At 62.2% G+C, this 19,590-nt stretch carries 17 protein-coding genes; 8 read left to right on the top strand and 9 right to left on the bottom strand.

The window, feature by feature from the left end:
• Positions 1-23 precede the first annotated feature (23 nt).
• From urtD to HY836_RS00760, 6 genes are all read right to left on the bottom strand, one after another.
• Complete coding sequence (urtD, locus tag HY836_RS00785; RefSeq protein ID WP_290672437.1) at positions 24-920, bottom strand: urea ABC transporter ATP-binding protein UrtD; 897 nt, start codon at positions 918-920, stop codon at positions 24-26.
• Positions 917-2,041 carry an urea ABC transporter permease subunit UrtC gene (gene urtC, locus HY836_RS00780; RefSeq protein WP_290672433.1) on the bottom strand — a complete coding sequence of 375 codons (1,125 nt, stop codon included), beginning with the start codon at positions 2,039-2,041 and terminating at the stop codon, positions 917-919. Before urtC ends, urtD begins: the two co-directional genes overlap by 4 nt.
• Before the next feature lie 147 nt (positions 2,042-2,188).
• Entirely contained in the window at positions 2,189-3,751 is a 1,563-nt protein-coding gene (urtB, locus tag HY836_RS00775; RefSeq protein WP_290672858.1) for an urea ABC transporter permease subunit UrtB, read from the bottom strand.
• Between the two features lie 225 nt (positions 3,752-3,976).
• The gene (gene urtA / locus HY836_RS00770; RefSeq protein WP_290672430.1) at positions 3,977-5,254 is read right to left on the bottom strand and encodes an urea ABC transporter substrate-binding protein; all 1,278 of its coding nucleotides are present in this window, start codon (positions 5,252-5,254) and stop codon (positions 3,977-3,979) included.
• 179 nt (positions 5,255-5,433) lie between these two features.
• Complete coding sequence (locus tag HY836_RS00765; protein ID WP_290672427.1) at positions 5,434-6,150, bottom strand: sterol desaturase family protein; 717 nt, start codon at positions 6,148-6,150, stop codon at positions 5,434-5,436.
• Between the two features lie 17 nt (positions 6,151-6,167).
• On the bottom strand, positions 6,168-6,890 hold the full coding sequence (locus HY836_RS00760; RefSeq protein WP_290672424.1) for a GntR family transcriptional regulator: 723 nt from the start codon (positions 6,888-6,890) through the stop codon (positions 6,168-6,170).
• A gap of 73 nt (positions 6,891-6,963) precedes the next feature.
• On the opposite strand from HY836_RS00760, the gene HY836_RS00755 reads away from it, so the two are divergent.
• Positions 6,964-7,728 carry a fused MFS/spermidine synthase gene (locus tag HY836_RS00755; protein ID WP_290672421.1) on the top strand — a complete coding sequence of 255 codons (765 nt, stop codon included), beginning with the start codon at positions 6,964-6,966 and terminating at the stop codon, positions 7,726-7,728.
• 71 nt (positions 7,729-7,799) lie between these two features.
• Complete coding sequence (locus tag HY836_RS00750) at positions 7,800-8,318, top strand: NUDIX domain-containing protein (protein WP_290672419.1); 519 nt, start codon at positions 7,800-7,802, stop codon at positions 8,316-8,318.
• A 14-nt stretch (positions 8,319-8,332) separates the two neighbouring features.
• On the opposite strand, the gene HY836_RS00745 is transcribed toward HY836_RS00750, so the two are convergent.
• A complete protein-coding gene (locus HY836_RS00745) occupies positions 8,333-9,943 on the bottom strand; it encodes a carboxylesterase family protein (protein ID WP_290672416.1) in 1,611 nt (536 codons plus the stop codon).
• 335 nt (positions 9,944-10,278) lie between these two features.
• Between HY836_RS00745 and HY836_RS00740 the strand changes: the two genes are divergently transcribed.
• Positions 10,279-11,409: a sensor histidine kinase gene (locus HY836_RS00740; protein WP_290672413.1), complete on the top strand. Its 1,131-nt coding sequence runs from the start codon at positions 10,279-10,281 to the stop codon at positions 11,407-11,409.
• A complete protein-coding gene (locus HY836_RS00735) occupies positions 11,406-12,203 on the top strand; it encodes a LytTR family DNA-binding domain-containing protein (protein ID WP_290672410.1) in 798 nt (265 codons plus the stop codon). Before HY836_RS00740 ends, HY836_RS00735 begins: the two co-directional genes overlap by 4 nt.
• 10 nt (positions 12,204-12,213) lie before the next feature.
• On the opposite strand, the gene HY836_RS00730 is transcribed toward HY836_RS00735, so the two are convergent.
• Positions 12,214-13,173 (bottom strand): response regulator transcription factor, encoded by a 960-nt coding sequence (locus tag HY836_RS00730; RefSeq protein ID WP_290672407.1) that lies wholly within the window; start codon positions 13,171-13,173, stop codon positions 12,214-12,216.
• Between the two features lie 30 nt (positions 13,174-13,203).
• Positions 13,204-16,791 (bottom strand): ATP-binding protein, encoded by a 3,588-nt coding sequence (locus HY836_RS00725; RefSeq protein ID WP_290672404.1) that lies wholly within the window; start codon positions 16,789-16,791, stop codon positions 13,204-13,206.
• A 108-nt stretch (positions 16,792-16,899) separates the two neighbouring features.
• On the opposite strand from HY836_RS00725, the gene HY836_RS00720 reads away from it, so the two are divergent.
• The 4 genes from HY836_RS00720 to ureC all read left to right on the top strand — a co-directional run bounded on the left by HY836_RS00720 (position 16,900) and on the right by ureC (position 19,563).
• Positions 16,900-17,202 (top strand): urease subunit gamma, encoded by a 303-nt coding sequence (locus HY836_RS00720; RefSeq protein WP_290672401.1) that lies wholly within the window; start codon positions 16,900-16,902, stop codon positions 17,200-17,202.
• A 109-nt stretch (positions 17,203-17,311) separates the two neighbouring features.
• A complete protein-coding gene (locus tag HY836_RS00715) occupies positions 17,312-17,500 on the top strand; it encodes a hypothetical protein (RefSeq protein WP_290672398.1) in 189 nt (62 codons plus the stop codon).
• Complete coding sequence (locus tag HY836_RS00710) at positions 17,497-17,802, top strand: urease subunit beta (RefSeq protein ID WP_290672395.1); 306 nt, start codon at positions 17,497-17,499, stop codon at positions 17,800-17,802. The genes HY836_RS00715 and HY836_RS00710 overlap by 4 nt, the downstream gene beginning before the upstream one ends.
• 33 nt (positions 17,803-17,835) lie before the next feature.
• The gene (gene ureC, locus HY836_RS00705) at positions 17,836-19,563 is read left to right on the top strand and encodes an urease subunit alpha (protein WP_290672392.1); all 1,728 of its coding nucleotides are present in this window, start codon (positions 17,836-17,838) and stop codon (positions 19,561-19,563) included.
• The last annotated feature ends 27 nt before the right edge of the window (positions 19,564-19,590 follow it).

Raw genomic sequence — 19,590 nt, 5'->3', positions numbered from 1 at the left:
CTTGTTCCTTGAATCAAAGCCGATCAACGACCGAGGTAAACCTCAACGACCTTCTCGTTGGCCTGCACATCAGCGAGGGTGCCTTCTGCCAGCACCGAGCCTTCGTGCAACACCGTGACCTTCTTCTTCGCGGCATTGACGCCTTGCGTGGTCAGCTCGCCAATGAACTTCATGTCGTGCTCCACCACCACCAGGGAGTGCGCGCCTTCCAGCGACAGGAACAGCTCGGCCGTGCGTTCGGTCTCTTCGTCGGTCATGCCGGCCACCGGCTCGTCCAACAACAGGAGCTTGGGATCCTGCATCAGGAGCATGCCGATCTCCAGCCATTGCTTCTGACCGTGCGACAACAAGCCCGCCGTGCGCTGCGCCTGGTCCTTCAGGTGGATCAGCTTGAGCATGTCGCCGATGCGATCGAGTTGTTCGCTGTTGAGCTTGAAGAACACCGAGGCACGGGCGCGGCGATCGGCCTTCAAGGCCAGCTCCAGGTTTTCGAACACGCTGAGTTGTTCGAACACGGTGGGCTTCTGGAATTTGCGCCCAATGCCGATCTGGGCGATCTCGTTTTCACGGCGAGCCAGCAGATCAATGGTCGAGCCGAAGAAGGCCGAGCCGGAATCAGGCCGGGTCTTGCCTGTGATGACGTCCATCATCGTGGTCTTGCCTGCGCCGTTGGGGCCGATGATGCAGCGCATCTCACCCACGGCGATGTCCAGGCTCAGCTTGTTCAAGGCCTTGAAGCCATCGAAGCTCACCGAGATGTCATCCAGGTACAGGATGGAGCCATGGCGCACATCCAGTTGATCGGGTTCCACCACGCGTCCGTAAGCCGCCTCGCGGCCGCCGGACTCACCGGCATTGCTGGGCAGGCCCTTGGCCTTGTTCAGGGCTTCGGTGCCCGCTTCCATCAGGTCTGGGGTCATGCTTTCACCTCGGCGTTCTTGTTGAGCAGCTTCTTGACACCACCGACGATGCCGTGTGGCAAGTACAGGGTCACCAGAATGAAGAGGGCACCCAGGAAGTACAGCCAGAACTCGGGGAAGGCCTGCGTGAACCAGCTCTTGGCCCCGTTGACGAAGAAGGCACCGATGATGGGGCCGATCAGGCTGGCGCGCCCACCGACCGCCGCCCAGATGGCGATCTCGATACCGGACGCCGCCGACATCTCGCTGGGGTTGATGATGCCGACCTGTGGCACGTACAGCGCACCGGCAATGGCGCACATCACGGCCGACAGCGTCCAGATAGCGAGCTTGTAGGCCAGCGGGTTGTAGCCGCAGAACATGACACGATTCTCCGCATCACGGATGGCTTGCAGCACGCGACCGAACTTGGTGTTCACCAGCCAGCGGGCCATCAGGTAGAAGCCGATCAGCGTCATGCCGGTGAGCACGAACAGCACCATCCGGGTGGAAGGCTGCGCGATAGGGATACCCAGGATGCGCTTGAAATCGGTGAAACCGTTGTTGCCACCAAAGCCGGTTTCATTGCGGAAGAACAGCAGCATGGCCGCGAACGTCATCGCCTGGGTGATGATCGAGAAATACACACCCTTGATGCGCGATCGGAAGGCAAAGAAGCCGAACACGAAGGCCAGCAGGCCGGGCACCAGCACCACCAGGATCATCTGGGCGATGAAGGATTCGCTGAAGGTCCAGTGCCAGGGCACGGTCTTCCAGTCCAGGAAGACCATGAAGTCTGGCAGATCCGAGTGGTAGCTGCCGTCACGACCGATCTGACGCATCAGGTACATGCCCATGCCGTAGCCACCCAGAGCAAAGAACAGCCCGTGCCCCAGCGACAGGATGCCGGTGTAGCCCCATATCAGGTCCATGGCCAGGGCACAGATGGCATAGCACATGATCTTGCCGATCAGGGCCACCGCATAGTCGGATAGATGCAGGGCAGAACCGGCCGGCACCAGCAGATTGAGCATGGGCGCCAGAACGACCACCACTGCCAAGGCCGTCACCACGGCACCCCAGCCCCCTGCTCCGAGCATCAGCCCGCCTTTGGGCTTTGGAAGAATTGAAGAACTCGTCATATGGCTCATCGTTGAATATCTAGAACAACTCTTGGCGGCCCCCACCCTCACGATCCAGCTGCGAGCCAAGGATCCGGCTTTGCCGGGCCTTAGGCCGCGCCCCCTGGGGGGCACGCGAAGCGTGTAGGGGGGTGAAAGGAGGAGAGGCTAGGCCTCTCGTCCTTTCAATGCGAAAATGCCCTGCGGACGTTTCTGGATGAAGATCACCACGATGACCAGCACCATGATCTTGGCCAGCACGGCACCTGCCCACCCTTCCAGGAACTTGTTGATCAGGCCCAGGCCCAAGGCGGCGTACACGGTACCGGCAATCTGACCGACGCCACCCAGCACCACCACCATGAACGAGTCCACGATGTAGTTCTGGCCGAGGTCAGGGCCCACGTTGCCGATCTGTGAGAGCGCGCAACCAGCCAGGCCTGCGATACCGGCACCCAGCGAAAACGCCATGGTGTCCACACGCGCGGTGTTCACACCCATGCAGGACGCCATTGGGCGGTTCTGGGTCACACTGCGCACGAACAGGCCCAGGCGCGTCCGGGCGATCAGCAAGGTCATGCCCACCAGCACCAGGGCCGCGAAGGCGATGATGACCAGGCGGTTGTAAGGCAGCGTGAGGTTGCTCAGGATGTCAAAGCCACCAGACATCCACGAGGGGTTTTCCACCTGCACGTTCTGCGCGCCAAACAGGCTGCGCACGCCTTGCATCAGCATCAGGCTCACGCCCCAGGAGGCCAGCAGGGTTTCCAGCGGGCGCCCGTAGAGGAAGCGGAACACCCCGCGCTCCAGCACCGCGCCCACCAGGGCTGCGGCCATGAAGGAGGCCGGCACAGCCAGCACGATGTACCAGTCGAAAGCGCCCGGGAAGTGGGTGCGGAACACGTTCTGCACGGCAAAGGTGGCATAGGCGCCAATCATCATCAACTCGCCATGGGCCATGTTGATCACGCCCATCAGCCCATAGGTGATGGCCAGACCGAGCGCGGCCAACAGCAGGATCGAACCCAGGCTGATGCCGGTAAACAGCACGCCAGCGTATTCCCCCCAAGCCAGCTTGCGGTTGACCTTGTCGAGCGCGAGCTGCAAGGCCCCCTTGACGGCAGGATCGGTCTCGTCTGTGCCAGCCATGCGCTCCATCAACAGGGCGCGGGCCTCAGGCGTGGCGTCTTCTGCCAGCGCCTTGGTCGCTTCAATGCGGGTGCCAGCGTCTGACGATGTCAGCATGGCCTTGGCCCGCACGGCCTTGAGCAAGGACTTGAGCTTGGCGTCGGTCTCCGCAGCCAAGGCTTTTTCGATCACAGGCAGTTTGGACTCATCGGCCGCATTGGACAAAGCGTCGATCGCCTCGGCGCGCGCGGCCACATCCGGCGAGGCCAGCTTGCCTGCAGCCAGTGCCGCATCGATCTCGCTGCTCATGCGGTTGTTGTTGACCACGTCTTCGGCGCCCTCGGGCAGCTTGGCGGGTGCGCCGGTCGCGGCGTCTTTCACATCGTCGCCGTAGACAATATAGGCCTTGTTGCCAGCCACCTTCACGGTGTCAGCGGCCAGGGCCTCCAGGAATGCGGGCAAGGCTGGATCACCCTTGGCAACCAGCTTTTGCAGGGCAGCGATACGTGCATCGTTGTCGCCGCCGGCAATGGAATAGGCTTCTTCGGCGGTCAGTGCGAGGGCTTCTTGTTGCCCGATGGTCAGCCCCAAGGTGGCGCCCATGGTCAGGGTCAGCAAGGTGGCCGACATGGCCCTGCTCAGGCGCGACTTGATCGTCGTCTTGCCGTGCGGGCTTTGCTCAGCGTGGTGTGTCTTCACAGGCATGTCCTGTCTCAGGATGTCAGCAGGAATAAAAAACGCCCCGTTGGTGACCCCAACGGGGCGAACCGCTCTGCTCATGGTTCATCCCGTCAGTTAGCGAGGACGGGCACTCGCGTGATCAAACGATCACTTGACTTCAGGCGCGTCCTTCTTCTTGTCGTTGCCTTCGATGAAGGGGCTCCAAGGTTGAGCCTTGACAGGACCTGGGGTCTTCCACACAACCTTGAACTGACCATCGGCCTTGACTTCGCCGATGAACACGGGCTTGTGCAAGTGGTGGTTCTTGGGATCCATCGTAGACATGAAACCGCCAGGTGCCTTGAAGGTCTGGCCAGCCATGGCAGCGATCACCTTGTCGGTATCGGTGGAGCCGGCCTTCTTCACCGCCTGAGCCCACATGTTGATGCCGATGTAGGTGGCTTCCATCGGGTCATTGGTCAGAGGCTTGTCCTTGTGACCGGCGATACCCTTGGCCTTGGCGTAAGCCGACCACTTCTTGATGAAGTCATCGTTGGTCGGATTCTTGACCGACATGAAGTAGTTCCAGGCAGCCAGGTGACCAACCAGAGGCTTGGTGTCCACACCGCGCAGCTCTTCTTCACCCACCGAGAAGGCGACCACGGGCACGTCCTTGGCCTTCAGACCCTGGTTGCCCAGTTCCTTGTAGAAAGGCACGTTGGAGTCACCGTTGATGGTGGAGACCACAGCGGTCTTCTTGCCTTCAGAAGCGAACTTCTTGATCTTGGCGATGATGGTCTGATAGTCGGAGTGACCGAAGGGGGTGTACTCCTCCATGATGTCGGCTTCAGCAACACCCTTGGACTTCAGGAAGGCACGCAGGATCTTGTTCGTGGTGCGTGGGTAGACGTAGTCGGTGCCCAGCAGCACGAAGCGCTTGGCGCCGCCACCGTCCTTGCTCATCAGGTATTCGACGGCAGGAATGGCTTGCTGGTTAGGTGCGGCGCCCGTGTAGAACACGTTCTTTTCGAGCTCTTCACCTTCGTACTGCACGGGGTAGAACAGCAGGCCGTTGTTTTCCTTGTAAACAGGCAGCACCGACTTGCGCGACACGGAAGTCCAGCAACCGAAGGTCACGGCCACCTTGTCTTGTGTCAGCAACTGCTTGGCCTTTTCGGCAAACAGAGGCCAGTTGGAGGCGGGGTCGACCACCACAGGCTCCAGCTTCTTGCCCAGCAGACCACCCTTGGCATTGATCTCGTCGATCGCCATCAGGACGGTGTCCTTCAGAACGGTCTCGGAGATGGCCATGGTGCCCGACAACGAGTGAAGCACGCCAACCTTGATGGTGTCGGCGGCTTGGGCCATGGAGCTGAAGGCCAGACCGGCGACGCCCAGGGCGACGGCGGACAGGGTTTGAACGGCGCTGCGACGAGAAATGCTCATGGATTTCGCTCCTTTGAAGCGGTGGGGTTTTGAACGCTTGACTCTTGCTTGTCACGTCTCTGATCAGCTTGGATGGCCGTTTTCAGATCCGATGCATTCAGTGTGCCCAGAGGCTTCAAAGTGCGAAATACGCCACCTGGCGTATGAGTGGCGTAAGGTGGCGTAGAAAAACGCTGCGATCAGCGCTTCAGACCCAGGTCCCGGTTGGTGCCCGAGCGGGCGATGTCCTTGGCGTCTGGCGCCGTGCCCAGCACGCGGTCTCCCGCACCGAAAGAGACGCCCCACCAGTAGTTCTCGTTGCGGAAATGGTGCCAACGGTGCTCCAGCACGCGGCGTTCGTAATACGCCAGCGGCGGGCACCAGGTGATGTGCGTCAGGTAATGCACCCACTCGTAGTGCAGGCCGAACAGGAGGTACACGAAGGCGAAGGTGAGCAACTCGGGGCGCCAGGATCCCGCCACCAGATAGACGAGAGACAGCAGCCCCAGCACCAGGGCATGCACATGCCGCGGCACGAACACCCAGGTGAGGTTCCAAGGGTCCGAGTGGTGACGCCGATGGGTCTTGGGCAGGTAGAAGTCCACCGTCCGCCCCAGAATCTGCCGCGGGCGGTAATGCAGGATGAACTTGTGGATCAGCCACTCGTTGAACGGGAAGTACGCCCAGATCCCCAAGGCAATGGCGGCATCCTGCCAGGCGAGATCACCGGCCTGCCAGCGCATCACCCCCAGGGCAAGCAGCGTCACCAGCAGGATGAGCGGACTGGGGTGCCGAAGAAACACCCACACCGCCTCACTCACCGTTCGCGGCGAATCTGCTGGGGGCCGCATCGGGTTGTGATGGACCGTGTCCTCAGCCGTGGGCATGACCGTGTCGGTTGCGCGCAATGCAGACATGGAGAACTCCTGATCAATCAAACTGCCGAAAACACGGCATCCAGGGCCTGACGACCCAACTCCACGTGCGCACGGGCAGCCACGCGCGCCGCGTCGGGATCCGAACGCCCAACTGCCGCCGCGATGGCCCTGAGATTGTCCAGATCCTGGAACTCGCGCGCCATCACGTACGTCAACTTGTCCCAGGCTTTGTGATAAGTGCGGCGCATCGAGTTGAAAGCCAGTTGATAAGCGATGTTGTCGCTGGCAATGGCCAGGGTCTGCCAGAAGTGCATGGCGCCAACCTGCAAGGCGGCCAGATCGTGCAAGCTGCCTTCCATCACGCACAAGACCGGATCGAGCTTGTCAGCCAGCGCAGGCCCGCCCAGGCGCGCCGCCTCCGCCGCGATCTCAGGCGCCAGCGCCGAGCGCATGCCCATGATGTTGCGCACCACCTTGGGATCGACCATGCCCTTGCTGTTGATCAGCAGGCTGGGCAACAACTCCAGGCTGCCTTGCTGGCGGTAATCCAGCACCTCGTGCTTGCCGCCCTGCTTCACGACCACCAGGCCTGCCTGCTGAAGGCGCTTGATCGCCTCCCGCACGGCACCCCGGTTGACGCCGGACTCCTCGCTGAGCACACGCTCGGAAGGCAGACGGTCGCCGGGCTTCAACTCACCGTCGATGATCTTGCCCTTGAGTTGCACGTAAAGCGCGTCCGACAAAGGCTGCCTGAGGATGGGGTCCAACAACTTTTCCATCAGGCCAGCTTATCATACCAGTTGATAAGTTTAAAAAGGGCAAACCCGAGATGACCTACACTCGGGCCCCATCGTGAATGACACCCCCATCGAGAGGCCCCGCCTCCATACCAACAGCCAGACCGTCTCGCTGAGTTTCGAGTCTTCGCTGATCCAGAGTTGCATGCGCCTGGATGCGCCCGACGAACTCGTGCTGGACTACACCCGGGCGATGATGGGCTTTCTGCTCTTCAACTCGGCGCCCCGCTCGATCCTGATGATTGGTCTGGGTGGTGGCTCGATGTTGAAGTACCTGCACAAGCACCTGCCCGACACCGATCTGACCGTCGTGGAAATCAGCCAGGACGTCATCGACATGCGGCATGAATTTCTCATTCCACCAGACAGTGAACGGCTTCGCATCGTGTGCGATGACGGCGCACGATTTGTGCGCCAACCGCCGCAGGCGTATGACGTGATCCTCGTGGACGGATTCACGGGCCAGGGCTTGCCAGAGGCGCTCTGCTCACGCAGCTTCTACCAACATTGCCGCGCTGCGCTTGCGCCGAACGGTTGGCTCGTGGCCAATGTGCAGGCAGACACCGAGCAGACGCGCGAAGTGATGCGCCGCCTGAGCAAGGCGTTTTCCGGCGGCGTGATTTCAGCTGAATCAGACGAAGGCGGCAATGACATCGCCATCGCCGGCTCGCTGGAGGGCCTGGCCCAAGGCCTCTCGCAATTCGAGACCAACTGGGCCGCATTGCCGCCAATCCACCAGGAAATCCTGGCCGTGAGCTCCAGCCGATTCCAGCGAGCCCTGCTCAAGTCGGTTAGGCTGTCAGCACCGCCTGCGGCTTGAGCCCACGCCCGTTTTGCACGCAAGGGCAGCAAGGCCACGCTGGACGACATCAATCAAGGAGAGACCGTCAGATGGCATTCAACTTTTGCCCGCAATGCGCCAAACCGCTTCAATCCAGAATCGATGAGGGCATCAGCCGCAACGCCTGCCCGGACGAGGCCTGCGGCTACGTCCACTGGGACAACCCGACTCCGGTGGTCGCCGCCGTGGTGGAACATGAAGGCCACATCATCCTGGCGCGCAACCGGGCCTGGCCCGTGCCCTTCTATGCGCTGATCACCGGCTTTCTGGAAAAGACCGACCCGAGCCCGGAAGAAGCCGTCATGCGAGAAGTGCAGGAAGAGCTGAACCTCCAGGCCCAGGCCGCCAACTTCATCGGCCACTACGTATTCCCACGCCACAACCAGATCATCATCGCGTACCACGTGCCCGCCACTGGCGAGATCGTGCTGAATGAAGAACTGGTGGACTACAAGCGCATCGAGCCTGCCAAGGCGCGCTACTGGCCCGCAGCCACCGGCCTGGCTTTGCGTGACTGGTTGATCAGGCAGGGCCATACGCCCGAAGCGATGGACCTGCCCAAGCTCTGAAACAAGCGCCTCGATCAGACCGCGCCCAGCGAGCGCATGCTGTAGAGCAGCGACCAGGCCGTGCACTGGTGCGCGCGCTGGAATGCCCCCCAGTCTTGAACGGAAATGTCATCAGGCGCCAGCGTCAGATACGGCGTGGTCAGCTTGTTGAACTTCGGCCAGTTCGCAGCACCAGCTGCGCCGTTGGGGTTGCCCATTTCGGCGAACTGCTTCCAGTAGGCCTGCATCTGGTCGGACAAACGCTTCTGGGCCGCATTCAAGGTCAGGGGGGCCCCACCAATGGGCGACTGGAACCAGTACAAGACATCCGACGCATGGAAGGCACCAGACGCCATGAACGGATCCCTCACGTATTCCGGCGCCGTGCGGTCAGCAAACTCATAGGCATATGTGGGCACCTGGGTGCTCGCGCGGTTGGCCACCTCATTGGCCTGACAGGCAAACCAGCCATCCGTCACCAGTTGCGAATAGGCCTGCGCCGGGCTGCCCAGTTTGCTGCTGGGGTACATCAAGCCGGTCAGCACGGGTTGCATGAAGCTGCCAATGAACTTGTTGGTGGCGGTGACGTACTCATCCTGCGTCATCGGCGTGCCATCCAACTCGAACGACAGCGGGATGAAGCCCCGGCCCTCGTCCTTGGTCGAGCCCACCATCAAAGGCACCTTGTTGAAGTTACCCTTGGACAAGGCCGCAAAAACGTCGCCGGTGATCATCTCGCCATCGACGAAGTGCTTCCAGCCCAAGCCATACTTGCCGATGTCTGCGTAGGTGGGGGAGACCTTCAGCAACTCCTGTGGTGACTTGCTGCGCAGGCACGCCAGCTGATCAGCCCCCGCAGCACAGCCCAGCTTGGCCGCAAACGCATCACCCAGCTCGGCTGCCTTGACCGATGTCAGCAAGCCCGGTGGCTCGATGCCGCTGGCCAGAATGGCCCGATGGAAAAGCCCGGCAGCGGTAGGCGACACCAGGTGCAAGGATGCCGATATCGAGCCGACAGACTCGCCCGCCATCGTGATGCGATCAGGATCTCCGCCAAAGTTGCCGATGTGGCGCTTGACCCAACGCATGGCCTCTTGCTGATCCTGCAAGGCGAAGTTGTGGCCTTTGCGCTCGGCTGCCATGCCCGATGTCCACAACCATCCCAGGGCACCCAGGCGGTAATTCATCGTCACCACCACGGCCTGCGTGGCTTGGGCCAGCTTGCTGGCGTCGTACTGGCGCGCAGATCCCAGAACCTGACCGCTGCCTGGGATCCAGACAATGACAGGTCGTTGTCCGACCTTGGCAGATGGCGGCACAAAGACATTGAGGAAAAGACAGTCTTCGCTGTTGCGAACGTTATCCCCAAAGGGCTCGAGCGCCTGCGGACAGGCTGCACCGAACTGACTTGCATCTTTCGAACCCACCCATGATGGGGCTGGCTGCGGCGCAGCCCAACGCAAAGCCCCTACAGGCGGCTGCGCATAGGGGACCCCCCTGAACTGATCGACCCCATCCTGAGTCACACCCACCAGATCCCCCACTGCCAGACGTACGGCCGGGCCAGTCTGAGCCTGCGCAAAGCCGACGCTCAAGGCACCCAAGGTCCATGCCAATACCTGCTGCCTGATGCATGCTTGTTTCATTATCTTGCTCCTCTTGTCTGAGCTGATGAGGCCCGAATGTCATCAGGAAAACAATCTAGGCAGGAGCCTTCACGACGACCAGACAGATGCGATGGACAGCCACTTCAGCAGGCCAACAGCAGATCGATAACGTGAACGGCGTCTGGAGCTTGCGCAGGCGCCACCTCGCTGCCGCCATGCCATTGGCACCGCACATCTGCCATTCGCGCCGCACAGCTGCCACCCACCCCTCGCAGCCTCGCCTTCCCCGCCCATGCAGTACGCTAGCGGCCATGCCTTCTACCCAGGCCACGTCACCGGCCCCTTACCCACCCAATCTGACCTGGCGACGTGTCATGCCCAGGTTGTTCATCCTCAATCAGGTCCTGCTGCTGGTGGGCGCCCTGTCACTGCATGCCACGGAAGTGTTGTCACCCCAACACCCACAGACTCAGGGGCTGCTGTATTACCTCGCCTGGCTGCAGTGCATCGGCCTGTTCGGCCTATTGATCACGGCCAATGCCATGCTGCTGGTGGCGCGCCACGGCTGGCGGCAGATGCCGGATGCGCAGGCGTGCTATGAACGAGAGGGGCTGTACCGGGGGCTGCCGACCCGCGTGAAGTGGCAACTGCTGTTCACCACCGTTCTGTGCCTGCTACTGGGCTCCTGGTTGGCCCAACAAACCTTCATCGCCATTCAGGCGTCCGACTGGGGACAGGCCTGGCTGCCGCAGACCTATCCGGTCTACAAAATGACCTTCTTCAATGCCAGCTATGGCACCTTGTCCGTCTATGTATTCGAGTACTTTCAAGACAGGGCCGCACTCAGTGAGGCCAGAGAACGCATGGCTCAAAAGCTCACGGCACAGGCGCAGCTCAACCTGCTGCGCTCGCAACTGGATCCCCACATGCTGTTCAACACGCTGTCCAATCTGTATGAGTTGATTGACGACAGCCCACAGCAGGCCCGCCAGATGCTGCTGCACCTGATCGGCTTCTTGCGCACCACCCTCACCGGCAGCCGCGCCAGCGAGCACGCTCTGGCCGAGGAGTTCAAGCTCGCGGCTGACTACCTGTCCATCATGAAGATCCGCATGGGTGATCGCCTGCACAGCACACTTGCCCTGCCCGATGAATTGGGCGGCGCGCAGGTCCCTGCCATGCTGCTGCAGCCGCTGATCGAAAATGCCATCCGGCACGGGCTGGAGCGCAGAAAGCAAGGGGGCACGCTGACGGTGGGCGCGAGCGAGCAGGATGGCCAACTCGTGCTGCGCGTACTCAACTCCGGTGTGAACTCCTCGGACGGTGGCGCGACCGATGAGCACGAACCACCAAGCGGGACAGGATTTGGCTTGCACTATATTCGTGACCGCTTGCGCACGCTGTACGGCGACGACAGCCACTTCAACATGCGACACGACCAACGCCATGACACCACCGAGGTCACGCTGCGCCTGCCACTGTACGTAGAGGGCCGCACCTCATGAACCAGCCGACCGCCACGGCGCTCATCGCCGAAGACGAGCCCGTTCTGGCCAAAGGCCTGGCCAAGATGCTAGGCAAGCTCTGGCCAACCCTGCAGATCACGGCCATCGTTCACGATGGCGAAGAGGCCGCCATCACAGCCAAACAGCATCGGCCAGACATCATCTTCCTGGACATCCAGATGCCTGTGCTCAATGGCCTGGAAGCGGCCGAGCGCATCGTGGACAACTGGCCGATGGACGCCGCGCTACCGCTGATCGTGTTCGTCACCGCATTTGACCGCTTTGCCGTCGATGCGTTCGAACGCGCTGCGGTGGACTACGTGCTCAAACCGGTAGAGGGGCAACGCCTGGAGAAAACATGCGAACGATTGTCAGCTCGACTGAAAGAGCGGCATGGCGATGAAACGCACGCCATGACGCCATGGCAGGTCCTGCGCAGTGCGTCCACGGGGCCCCAGACTGGTCTGCCACCGCTGAACATCATCCAGGCAGGACTGGGCTCGACCGTCCACATGGTGCCCGTGACGGACATCCACTATTTCGAGGCCGACGACAAGTATGTCCGCGTGGTGACCCAGGATCGCACCTTGCTGATTCGCACACCTCTGCGCGACCTCATGCCCAGACTGGATGCCCAGACATTCACGCAGATTCACCGAGGCACGGTGGTACGCACGACCCTGATCGACCGGGTGATTCGGGAAGACACGGGCCGCATCTTCCTCCACCTGCGCGGCCGAGATGAACGCTTGTCGGTGAGCCGCAGTTACGCCCACCTGTTCAAGCCGATGTGATCGGCAGAGTTCAACGCACCTTCAACTGCGACACCCGGCTCATGGCCAACCCGGCGGCAGCCGTGCGCGTCTCCACGCCCAGCTTGGCGAAGATGTGCTCCAGCTGCTTCTTGACCGTGGCGGGGCTGCTGCCCAGGATGTCGCCGATGTCGCGGTTGGTCTTGCCCTTCACCACCCAATAGAGCACCTCGCCCTCTCGGGCCGTGAGCTTGAACTCCTGACTCAGGGCGTCCATGGCAGCCTGATCGGAGCTTTCCTGCATGACCAGCAGCCATTCGTCTTCACCAGTGGGCTGGTGCAGTGTGAAGCTCAAGCGACTCCCAGCCTGGTTCACCGCCCAGACGGGTGCGCTCACCGGCGCCCGGCCTTCCGCCATGCCCTTTGCCAGGGCAGGCACCGCATGTGCCAGCCATGCAGCCAGTTCCAATGGCGCCACCGCCTCGGGTGTATCGAAGTAGGCCTGCAGGAGCTTGCGCGCCAGCGGCGTCTGCCACAGAACCCGACCGTCGCTGACACGCACGGTGATCGAGGCGTGGCCAAACGCATCCAGCGCATTGCGCGCCTGCCTGGCCTGTCGGGCACTTTGCATGTGCGCGGCGATGCGGGCCATCACCTCGCGTGGCCGAATGGGCTTGACCACGTAATCCACACTACCTGCGGCAAAAGCAGCCACCACGTGCTCGGTCTCGCTCAAGCCCGTCATGAAGATGATGGGGATGTGGCTGGTCTCAGGTTGCGCCTTCAGACGGCGCGCCACCTCGAACCCATCCATGCCTGGCATGATCGCGTCCAGCAAGATGATGTCGGGCACGGCCTGGCTGGCGCGCTGCAAGGCCGCTTCGCCATGCGTGGCCACCAGCACGGTGTAGCCTTCGTCATCCAGGGCGTCATGCAGCAGCGACAGGTTATCCGGCACATCGTCCACGATGAGCACGACGTCGGTACGGCTGCGGTCGAGTCTCTCGAACATGGTGGGTATAACAATCGAATTCAGAGTGTCTCAGGCACCAGATTGCGCCTGGGCCAGGGATTCTTTCAGCAGGCTGGCCATGGCATCCAGCTGGAACTGCCGCGCCATGGTACGCAGTTTCTGGACGAAAACCTCGCACTGCGGTTCGGCGGCCGCAATCTGATCCAGCGCCTTGTGCACGCCGCGGATGTAGCCGGCGTGGATCTGATCCTCCAGGCTGCGCAGCGCAGTCAGCGAGGGCAGCGGGCTGTCCTGCCCTTCCTGCCCCGCCTGCTGGCTGGCATGGGGCACGGGCGCACTGTTGGCCTGCGCCCGCTCCACCTCGATCCACTGCAGCTGCAGCTTGCGTCCCAACCAGTCCAGCAACTCGGCCACGCGCACCGGCTTGACGATGAAATCGTCCGGGGTGATGCCCACATCGTTGTCCAGCGCCTTGTCAAAGGCATTGGCTGACACGATGGCCGCTGGTGCATCGCTGAGCTCAGACACCCGGATGGCGCGCAAGGTAGCCCACCCATCCATGCCCGGCATGGCCAGGTCCATGAACAAAGCGTGGGGCATCAACTGGGGTGGGCAGGCGCGCAAGTGCGCCACGCACTCGACCCCGGAGGCCAGCGCCGTCACCTCGAAGCCCAGCGGCTCCAGGATGCGCAGCAGCAAGCCACGATCGGCCTCCTCGTTGTCGACCACCCAGATGCGGCGGCGCTCGCCCACATAGCCGGTGCGTTGTCCGCTGGGTCTGGCGCGTTGCACGTCGGCGGCGCGCACCTGCGGCAGGAACAAGCGAATGCGGAAGGTGGTGCCCAGGCCCAGCTTGCTCTGCACGCTCATTTCACCGCCCATCAGGTCAGTAAGCATCTTGCTGATGGTCAGACCCAGGCCAGTGCCCGCAGCGGAGTTGCCTGCTGCCGAAGAGCCTCGCGCAAACGGCTCGAAGATCTTGTCCAGTTCGGCCTGTGCAATGCCTGGCCCCGTGTCCGTGATGTCGATCTGGGCGATCTCACGGGCGTAGCGAACCTTGAAGGTCACCTGCCCTGTGCTGGTGAACTTCACGGCATTGCCCAGCACGTTGATGAGGATCTGGCGCACGCGTCGCTCGTCGGCACGCACGGCCTCTGGTAGCGCAGGGTCAATGTCGGCCTCGAAACGCAGGTGCTTGGCGCGTGCCTCGTTTTCAATCAGGCCCGTGATCTGCTGCAACAAGTCGCCCAGGCGAACAGGCTTGACGTCCAACGTCAGCTTGCCACTTTCAATGCGGGCGATGTCCAGCGTGCCTTCGATCAGCGACAACAGGTGATCGCCGCCGCGCTTGATCACCCCCACCCCGTGCTTGACGTGCTCGGGCAGCTGTTGATCTTCATCGAGCAATTGCGCATAGCCCAGAATGCCGTTCAAGGGCGTGCGCAACTCGTGGCTGATGGTGGTGATGTAGCGGCTCTTGGCCTGGTTGGCCTGCTCGGCGGTCTGCTTGGCCTGCTGCAGCTTCTCGTCGGTGATGCGGTGGGACTCGATTTCACGCACCAGCAGATGGGTCTGGCGATTGGATTCTTCCTGCGCGACCTGGCGGCTCTTGTGCGTGAGCACCACCCACCACGCCACCACGCCGGCCACCAGCAACAAGGCCGCAAACACCTTGATGAAGGCCCCCTGCAGCATGTCTGCAGCCGCGCCGGTGTTGGTGAGATCCAGCACATCCAGATCCCGCAACTGCTGCTGATACACCAGGCCGAACACGCCCGCCAGCAGGGGCGCCAGCACCAGCATGATCAGCATGAACTGCCCCAACTCCGTGTCCATGCGACGCCAGATGAACGCCGGCATCAGCTTGCGGCCCAGGCCACGCCACTGCTCCGCCCAGCGCGCTTCAGGCTTGCAGAGGTCTTGGCAACGGGCATCGAGCGAGCAACACAAGGAGCAGATGAAGCCCTGGTAGGCCGGGCAATGAGCCACATCATCGGCCTCGTACTCGCGCTCGCACACCGTGCACCGGTGCAAAGCCCGCAAGCGGATCACCTTGCTCAAGGGGATGCCCGCCTCTTCAGCCGGCGCATCGTGCACGAAGGGTGGGCGCCCCACGTGCGGCTGTTTCAAGGGCGAACGCGCCAGGTAGTAGTGCCCCTTGGTCGCCCAAGCAATCAAGGGCGCCGTCACGAAGGCCACGATCATGGCGATCACGGCAGAAAACGCCTGCGCCAACTCACCCAGCCAGCCCACATAGGCCAGCACGGAGATCAGCGAGGCCAGGCCCATCGCCCCCACACCAACCGGGTTCACGTCATACAGGTAGGCGCGCTTGAACTCGATCCCCTTGGGCGACCAACCCATCGGCTTGCTGATCACGAGGTCGGCCACCACGGCCATGATCCAGGCGATCGCGATGTTGGAGTAGAGCCCCAGCACCTTGCCCAGCGCCTGGAACAGATTGAGCTCCATCAGCAACAAGGCGATCACGGCGTTGAACACCACCCAGACCACACGCCCGGGGTGGCTGTGCGTGACCCGCGCAAAGAAGTTCGACCAGGCGAGCGAGCCGGCGTAGGCGTTGGTGACGTTGATCTTGAGCTGCGAGATCACCACGAACAAGGCCACGGCGGCAATGGCCCAGGACTGATGGGGGAAGATCTTTTCCCAGGCCACCAGGTACATCTGGTTGGGATCCAGAGCCCGGTCCACCGGCACCGAAAAGCTGATGGCCAGGTAGGCCAGCAAGGCCCCGCCCAGCATCTTCAACACACCCAGGATCACCCAGCCCGGCCCCCCCACGAACACGGCCGTCAACCAACGGGCCTTGTGCCCGGCACGGTGCTCCGGCATGAAGCGCAGGTAATCGGCCTGCTCGCCCATCTGCGTGATCAGCGCGATCCCCACGGTCATGGCCGAACCAAAGGAGAGCAGGTCAAATCCTCGGTGTTCGCCGGATTCGCCAGGGTAGGCCGCCAGCTCATGCAGGATGCCAGGATGCTCCTTGAACACATAGATGAAGGGCAGCACCAGCATCACCAGCCACAGGGGCTGCGAGATCAACTGCAGACGGCTGATGATGGTCACACCATGCGTCACCAGCGGCACGACCACCAAGGCGCAGATCAGGTAGCCCCATGCTGGCGGGATGTCGAACGCCAGCTCCAGCGCGTAGGCCATGATGGCGGCCTCCAGCGCAAAGAAGATGAAAGTGAAGGTCGCGTAGATCAGTGAGGTGATGGTCGAGCCGATGTAGCCGAATCCAGCCCCGCGTGTGAGCAGGTCCATGTCCAGGCCATGGCGGGCGGCATACACGCTGATGGGCCAACCGGCCAGCAGGATGATCAGACCGGTCGCCAGGATGGCCCAGAACGCATTGATGAAACCGTAATCCACCAGCAAGGTGGCCCCCACTGCTTCCAGCACCAGAAACGCCGCAGCCCCGAAAGCCGTGTTGGCCACGCGCCAGTCACTCCAGCGCCTGGCTGAGCGCGGCGTGAAACGCAAGGCGTAGTCTTCCAGGGTCTCGGAGGCCACCCAGGTGTTGTAGTCACGACGCACTTTGACCACCCGCTGCAGTGCTTCCCCTGCGGGTTCGTCATGCGCATACGTCGAACGGCTTATCAGCTCTGGACGATTTTGGTCTGGCTCTTGCATAGTGTGGATTCGTCTGCCCTTGTCATCGCAATTTCGATGCCGAAGGCGCTGCCAGCCCAAGCCGCTGCCCCACATACCCAAAGGCCCCGGTCCACACCGAGACACACGATGGAACTGACGCCACGCGAAAAAGACAAGCTTCTGATTTTCACGGCCGCCCTGCTGGCCGAACGCCGCATGGCGCGAGGGCTCAAGCTCAACTACCCGGAAGCGGTTGCCCTGATCACCGCCTTCATCATGGAAGGCGCCCGTGACGGCAAGAGCGTCGCTGCGCTCATGAGCGAAGGCAAAACGGTGCTCACACGCGAACAGGTCATGGAAGGCGTGCCGGACATGATCCCCGACATTCAGGTCGAGGCCACCTTCCCGGATGGCACCAAGTTGGTGACAGTGCACCAACCAATTGCATGACCGCAAGCAAAAGCACCAATAAAGTGCACACCTTGATTCGATCGAGTTCATTGAGCGCCGCAGAAACAGCGTTCAACTACCACCCCCGCAAACCCGAAGGCCCCACTCCATGACACGCACCAAACTCGTCCAAAACTTGGCACTGATCTTGGGCGCCGCCGTCGCCCACGCGCCTGCGCTGGCACACGAAGGCCATGACATGCCTGGCGTCAGTCACTGGCACAGCACCGACGTCCTGGGTTTCGTGGCGGTTGCGCTGGTGATCGCCGGGGCCATCTGGATGAAGGGCCGCAAATGACTCCAGGCGAACTTCTCACCGATGGCCCTGACCTGAGCATCAATCCGGGCCGCCGCACCTTGACCATGGTGGTCGAGAACGCGGGCAATCGACCCATTCAGGTGGGCTCGCACTACCACTTTGCAGAGACCAACGGCGCCTTGCGATTTGACCGTGAGGCCGCGCGCGGCATGCGGTTGAACATCGCGTCAGGCACGGCCGTGCGCTTCGAGCCCGGCCAGCAGCGCACCATCGAACTGGTCGACTACGCGGGCGACCGTGTGGTGTATGGCTTTCGTGGCCTGATCCAGGGCAAGCTCTGAAGCGCCCATCCCGAACAAGAAGGACAAAGCAAGATGGCAAGCATTCCCCGACGCGCCTATGCCGAGATGTTCGGCCCCACCGTGGGCGACCGACTGCGCCTGGCGGACACCAATCTGGTCATCGAGGTCGAGCAGGATCTGACCTTGCGCGCTGGTGGCTATGGCGAAGAAGTCAAGTTTGGCGGTGGCAAGACCATCCGTGATGGCATGGGCCAAAGCCAGGTTTGCAACGGCCCTGGTGCCATGGAAGCCTTCGACTGTGTACTGACCAATGCCTTGATCCTGGATCACTGGGGCATCATCAAGGCCGACATCGGCATCAAGGCGGGCCGCATTGTCAAGATCGGCAAGGCCGGCAACCCCGATGTGCAACCCGGCGTGGACATCGTCATTGGCCCAGGCACCGAAATCATTGCCGCTGAAGGCATGATCGTGACCGCTGGCGGCCTGGACACCCACATCCACTTCATCTGCCCGCAGCAGATCGAAGAAGCGCTGAACAGCGGCGTGACCACCATGATCGGCGGCGGCACCGGCCCGGCCACGGGCACCTTCGCCACCACCTGCACGCCCGGCCCGGACAACATCGCCATGATGCTCAAGGCCGCCGAGGCCTTCCCGATGAACCTGGGCTTCCTGGGCAAGGGCAACGCCAGCCGCCCCGAGGCGCTGCGTCAGCAAGTCGAAGCCGGCGTGATCGGCCTGAAGCTGCACGAAGACTGGGGCACCACACCCGCGGCCATCGACACCTGCCTGAGCGTGGCGGAAGAAGCTGACATCCAGGTGGCCATCCACTCGGACACGCTCAATGAATCCGGCTTCGTGGAAGACACGGTGGCCGCCTTCAAGGGCCGCACCATCCACAGCTTCCACACCGAAGGCGCGGGCGGCGGGCACGCGCCGGACATCATGAAGGTGGTGGGCGAGCTCAATGTGCTGCCCTCCTCCACCAACCCGACGCGGCCTTTCACGGTCAACACCATTGACGAGCACCTCGACATGCTCATGGTGTGCCACCACCTGGACGCCTCCATCGCCGAAGACCTGGCCTTTGCGGAAAGCCGCATCCGCCGCGAAACCATCGCCGCCGAAGACATCCTGCATGACCTGGGCGCCATCAGCATGTTCAGCTCCGACTCGCAGGCCATGGGCCGCGTGGGCGAGGTCATCATGCGCACCTGGCAGACGGCCCACAAGATGAAGTCGCAGCGGGGCAAGCTGCCTGGCGACACCGATCGCCACGACAACGCCCGTGTCAAGCGCTATGTGGCCAAGTACACCATCAACCCGGCGCTGGCCCATGGTGTGGCGCATGAAGTGGGCAGCATCGAAGAAGGCAAGTGGGCAGACCTCGTGCTGTGGAAACCCGGCTTCTTTGGCGTCAAGCCCAGCCTGATCCTCAAAGGCGGCTTCATTGCTGCAGCGGCCATGGGTGATCCCAATGCCTCCATTCCCACACCGCAGCCGGTGCACTACCGCCCCATGTTTGGCGCCTTTGGCGGGGCCCTGAGCCGCAGTTCACTGACCTTCATGAGCCAGGCGGCCATCAGCGCCGAGCTGCCCCAGCAATACGGGTTGAAAAAGCAGGTGGTGGGTGTGAAGGGCTGCCGCACGGTCAAGAAAACAGACATGGTGCACAACGCCTACATGCCCGTGATGGAGATCGATGCCCAGACCTACCAGGTGCGAGCGGACGGCCAGTTGCTGACCTGCGAGCCCGCCACCTCGCTGCCCATGGCGCAGCGCTACTTCCTGTTTTGACGGACACTGGCGACCTCAACAGGAAAC

This window comes from Aquabacterium sp., assembly GCF_016234775.1.
Lineage (GTDB): Bacteria > Pseudomonadota > Gammaproteobacteria > Burkholderiales > Burkholderiaceae_C > Aquabacterium.
This window is presented reverse-complemented; position numbering and strand designations above follow the sequence as displayed.

Excerpts from the sequence above, each read along its gene's own strand:
- ureC (WP_290672392.1), top strand. The coding sequence starts at position 17,836 with ATGGCAAGCATTCCCCGACGCGCCTATGCCGAGATGTTCGGCCCCACC.
- HY836_RS00730 (WP_290672407.1), bottom strand. The coding sequence starts at position 13,173 with ATGTTCGAGAGACTCGACCGCAGCCGTACCGACGTCGTGCTCATCGTG.
- HY836_RS00735 (WP_290672410.1), top strand. The coding sequence starts at position 11,406 with ATGAACCAGCCGACCGCCACGGCGCTCATCGCCGAAGACGAGCCCGTT.
- urtB (WP_290672858.1), bottom strand. The coding sequence starts at position 3,751 with ATGGGCGCCACCTTGGGGCTGACCATCGGGCAACAAGAAGCCCTCGCA.
- urtD (WP_290672437.1), bottom strand. The coding sequence starts at position 920 with ATGACCCCAGACCTGATGGAAGCGGGCACCGAAGCCCTGAACAAGGCC.
- HY836_RS00740 (WP_290672413.1), top strand. The coding sequence starts at position 10,279 with ATGCCCAGGTTGTTCATCCTCAATCAGGTCCTGCTGCTGGTGGGCGCC.
- HY836_RS00720 (WP_290672401.1), top strand. The coding sequence starts at position 16,900 with ATGGAACTGACGCCACGCGAAAAAGACAAGCTTCTGATTTTCACGGCC.
- HY836_RS00760 (WP_290672424.1), bottom strand. The coding sequence starts at position 6,890 with ATGGAAAAGTTGTTGGACCCCATCCTCAGGCAGCCTTTGTCGGACGCG.
- HY836_RS00725 (WP_290672404.1), bottom strand. The coding sequence starts at position 16,791 with ATGCAAGAGCCAGACCAAAATCGTCCAGAGCTGATAAGCCGTTCGACG.
- urtA (WP_290672430.1), bottom strand. The coding sequence starts at position 5,254 with ATGAGCATTTCTCGTCGCAGCGCCGTTCAAACCCTGTCCGCCGTCGCC.
- urtC (WP_290672433.1), bottom strand. The coding sequence starts at position 2,041 with ATGACGAGTTCTTCAATTCTTCCAAAGCCCAAAGGCGGGCTGATGCTC.
- HY836_RS00715 (WP_290672398.1), top strand. The coding sequence starts at position 17,312 with ATGACACGCACCAAACTCGTCCAAAACTTGGCACTGATCTTGGGCGCC.
- HY836_RS00750 (WP_290672419.1), top strand. The coding sequence starts at position 7,800 with ATGGCATTCAACTTTTGCCCGCAATGCGCCAAACCGCTTCAATCCAGA.
- HY836_RS00745 (WP_290672416.1), bottom strand. The coding sequence starts at position 9,943 with ATGAAACAAGCATGCATCAGGCAGCAGGTATTGGCATGGACCTTGGGT.
- HY836_RS00765 (WP_290672427.1), bottom strand. The coding sequence starts at position 6,150 with ATGTCTGCATTGCGCGCAACCGACACGGTCATGCCCACGGCTGAGGAC.
- HY836_RS00710 (WP_290672395.1), top strand. The coding sequence starts at position 17,497 with ATGACTCCAGGCGAACTTCTCACCGATGGCCCTGACCTGAGCATCAAT.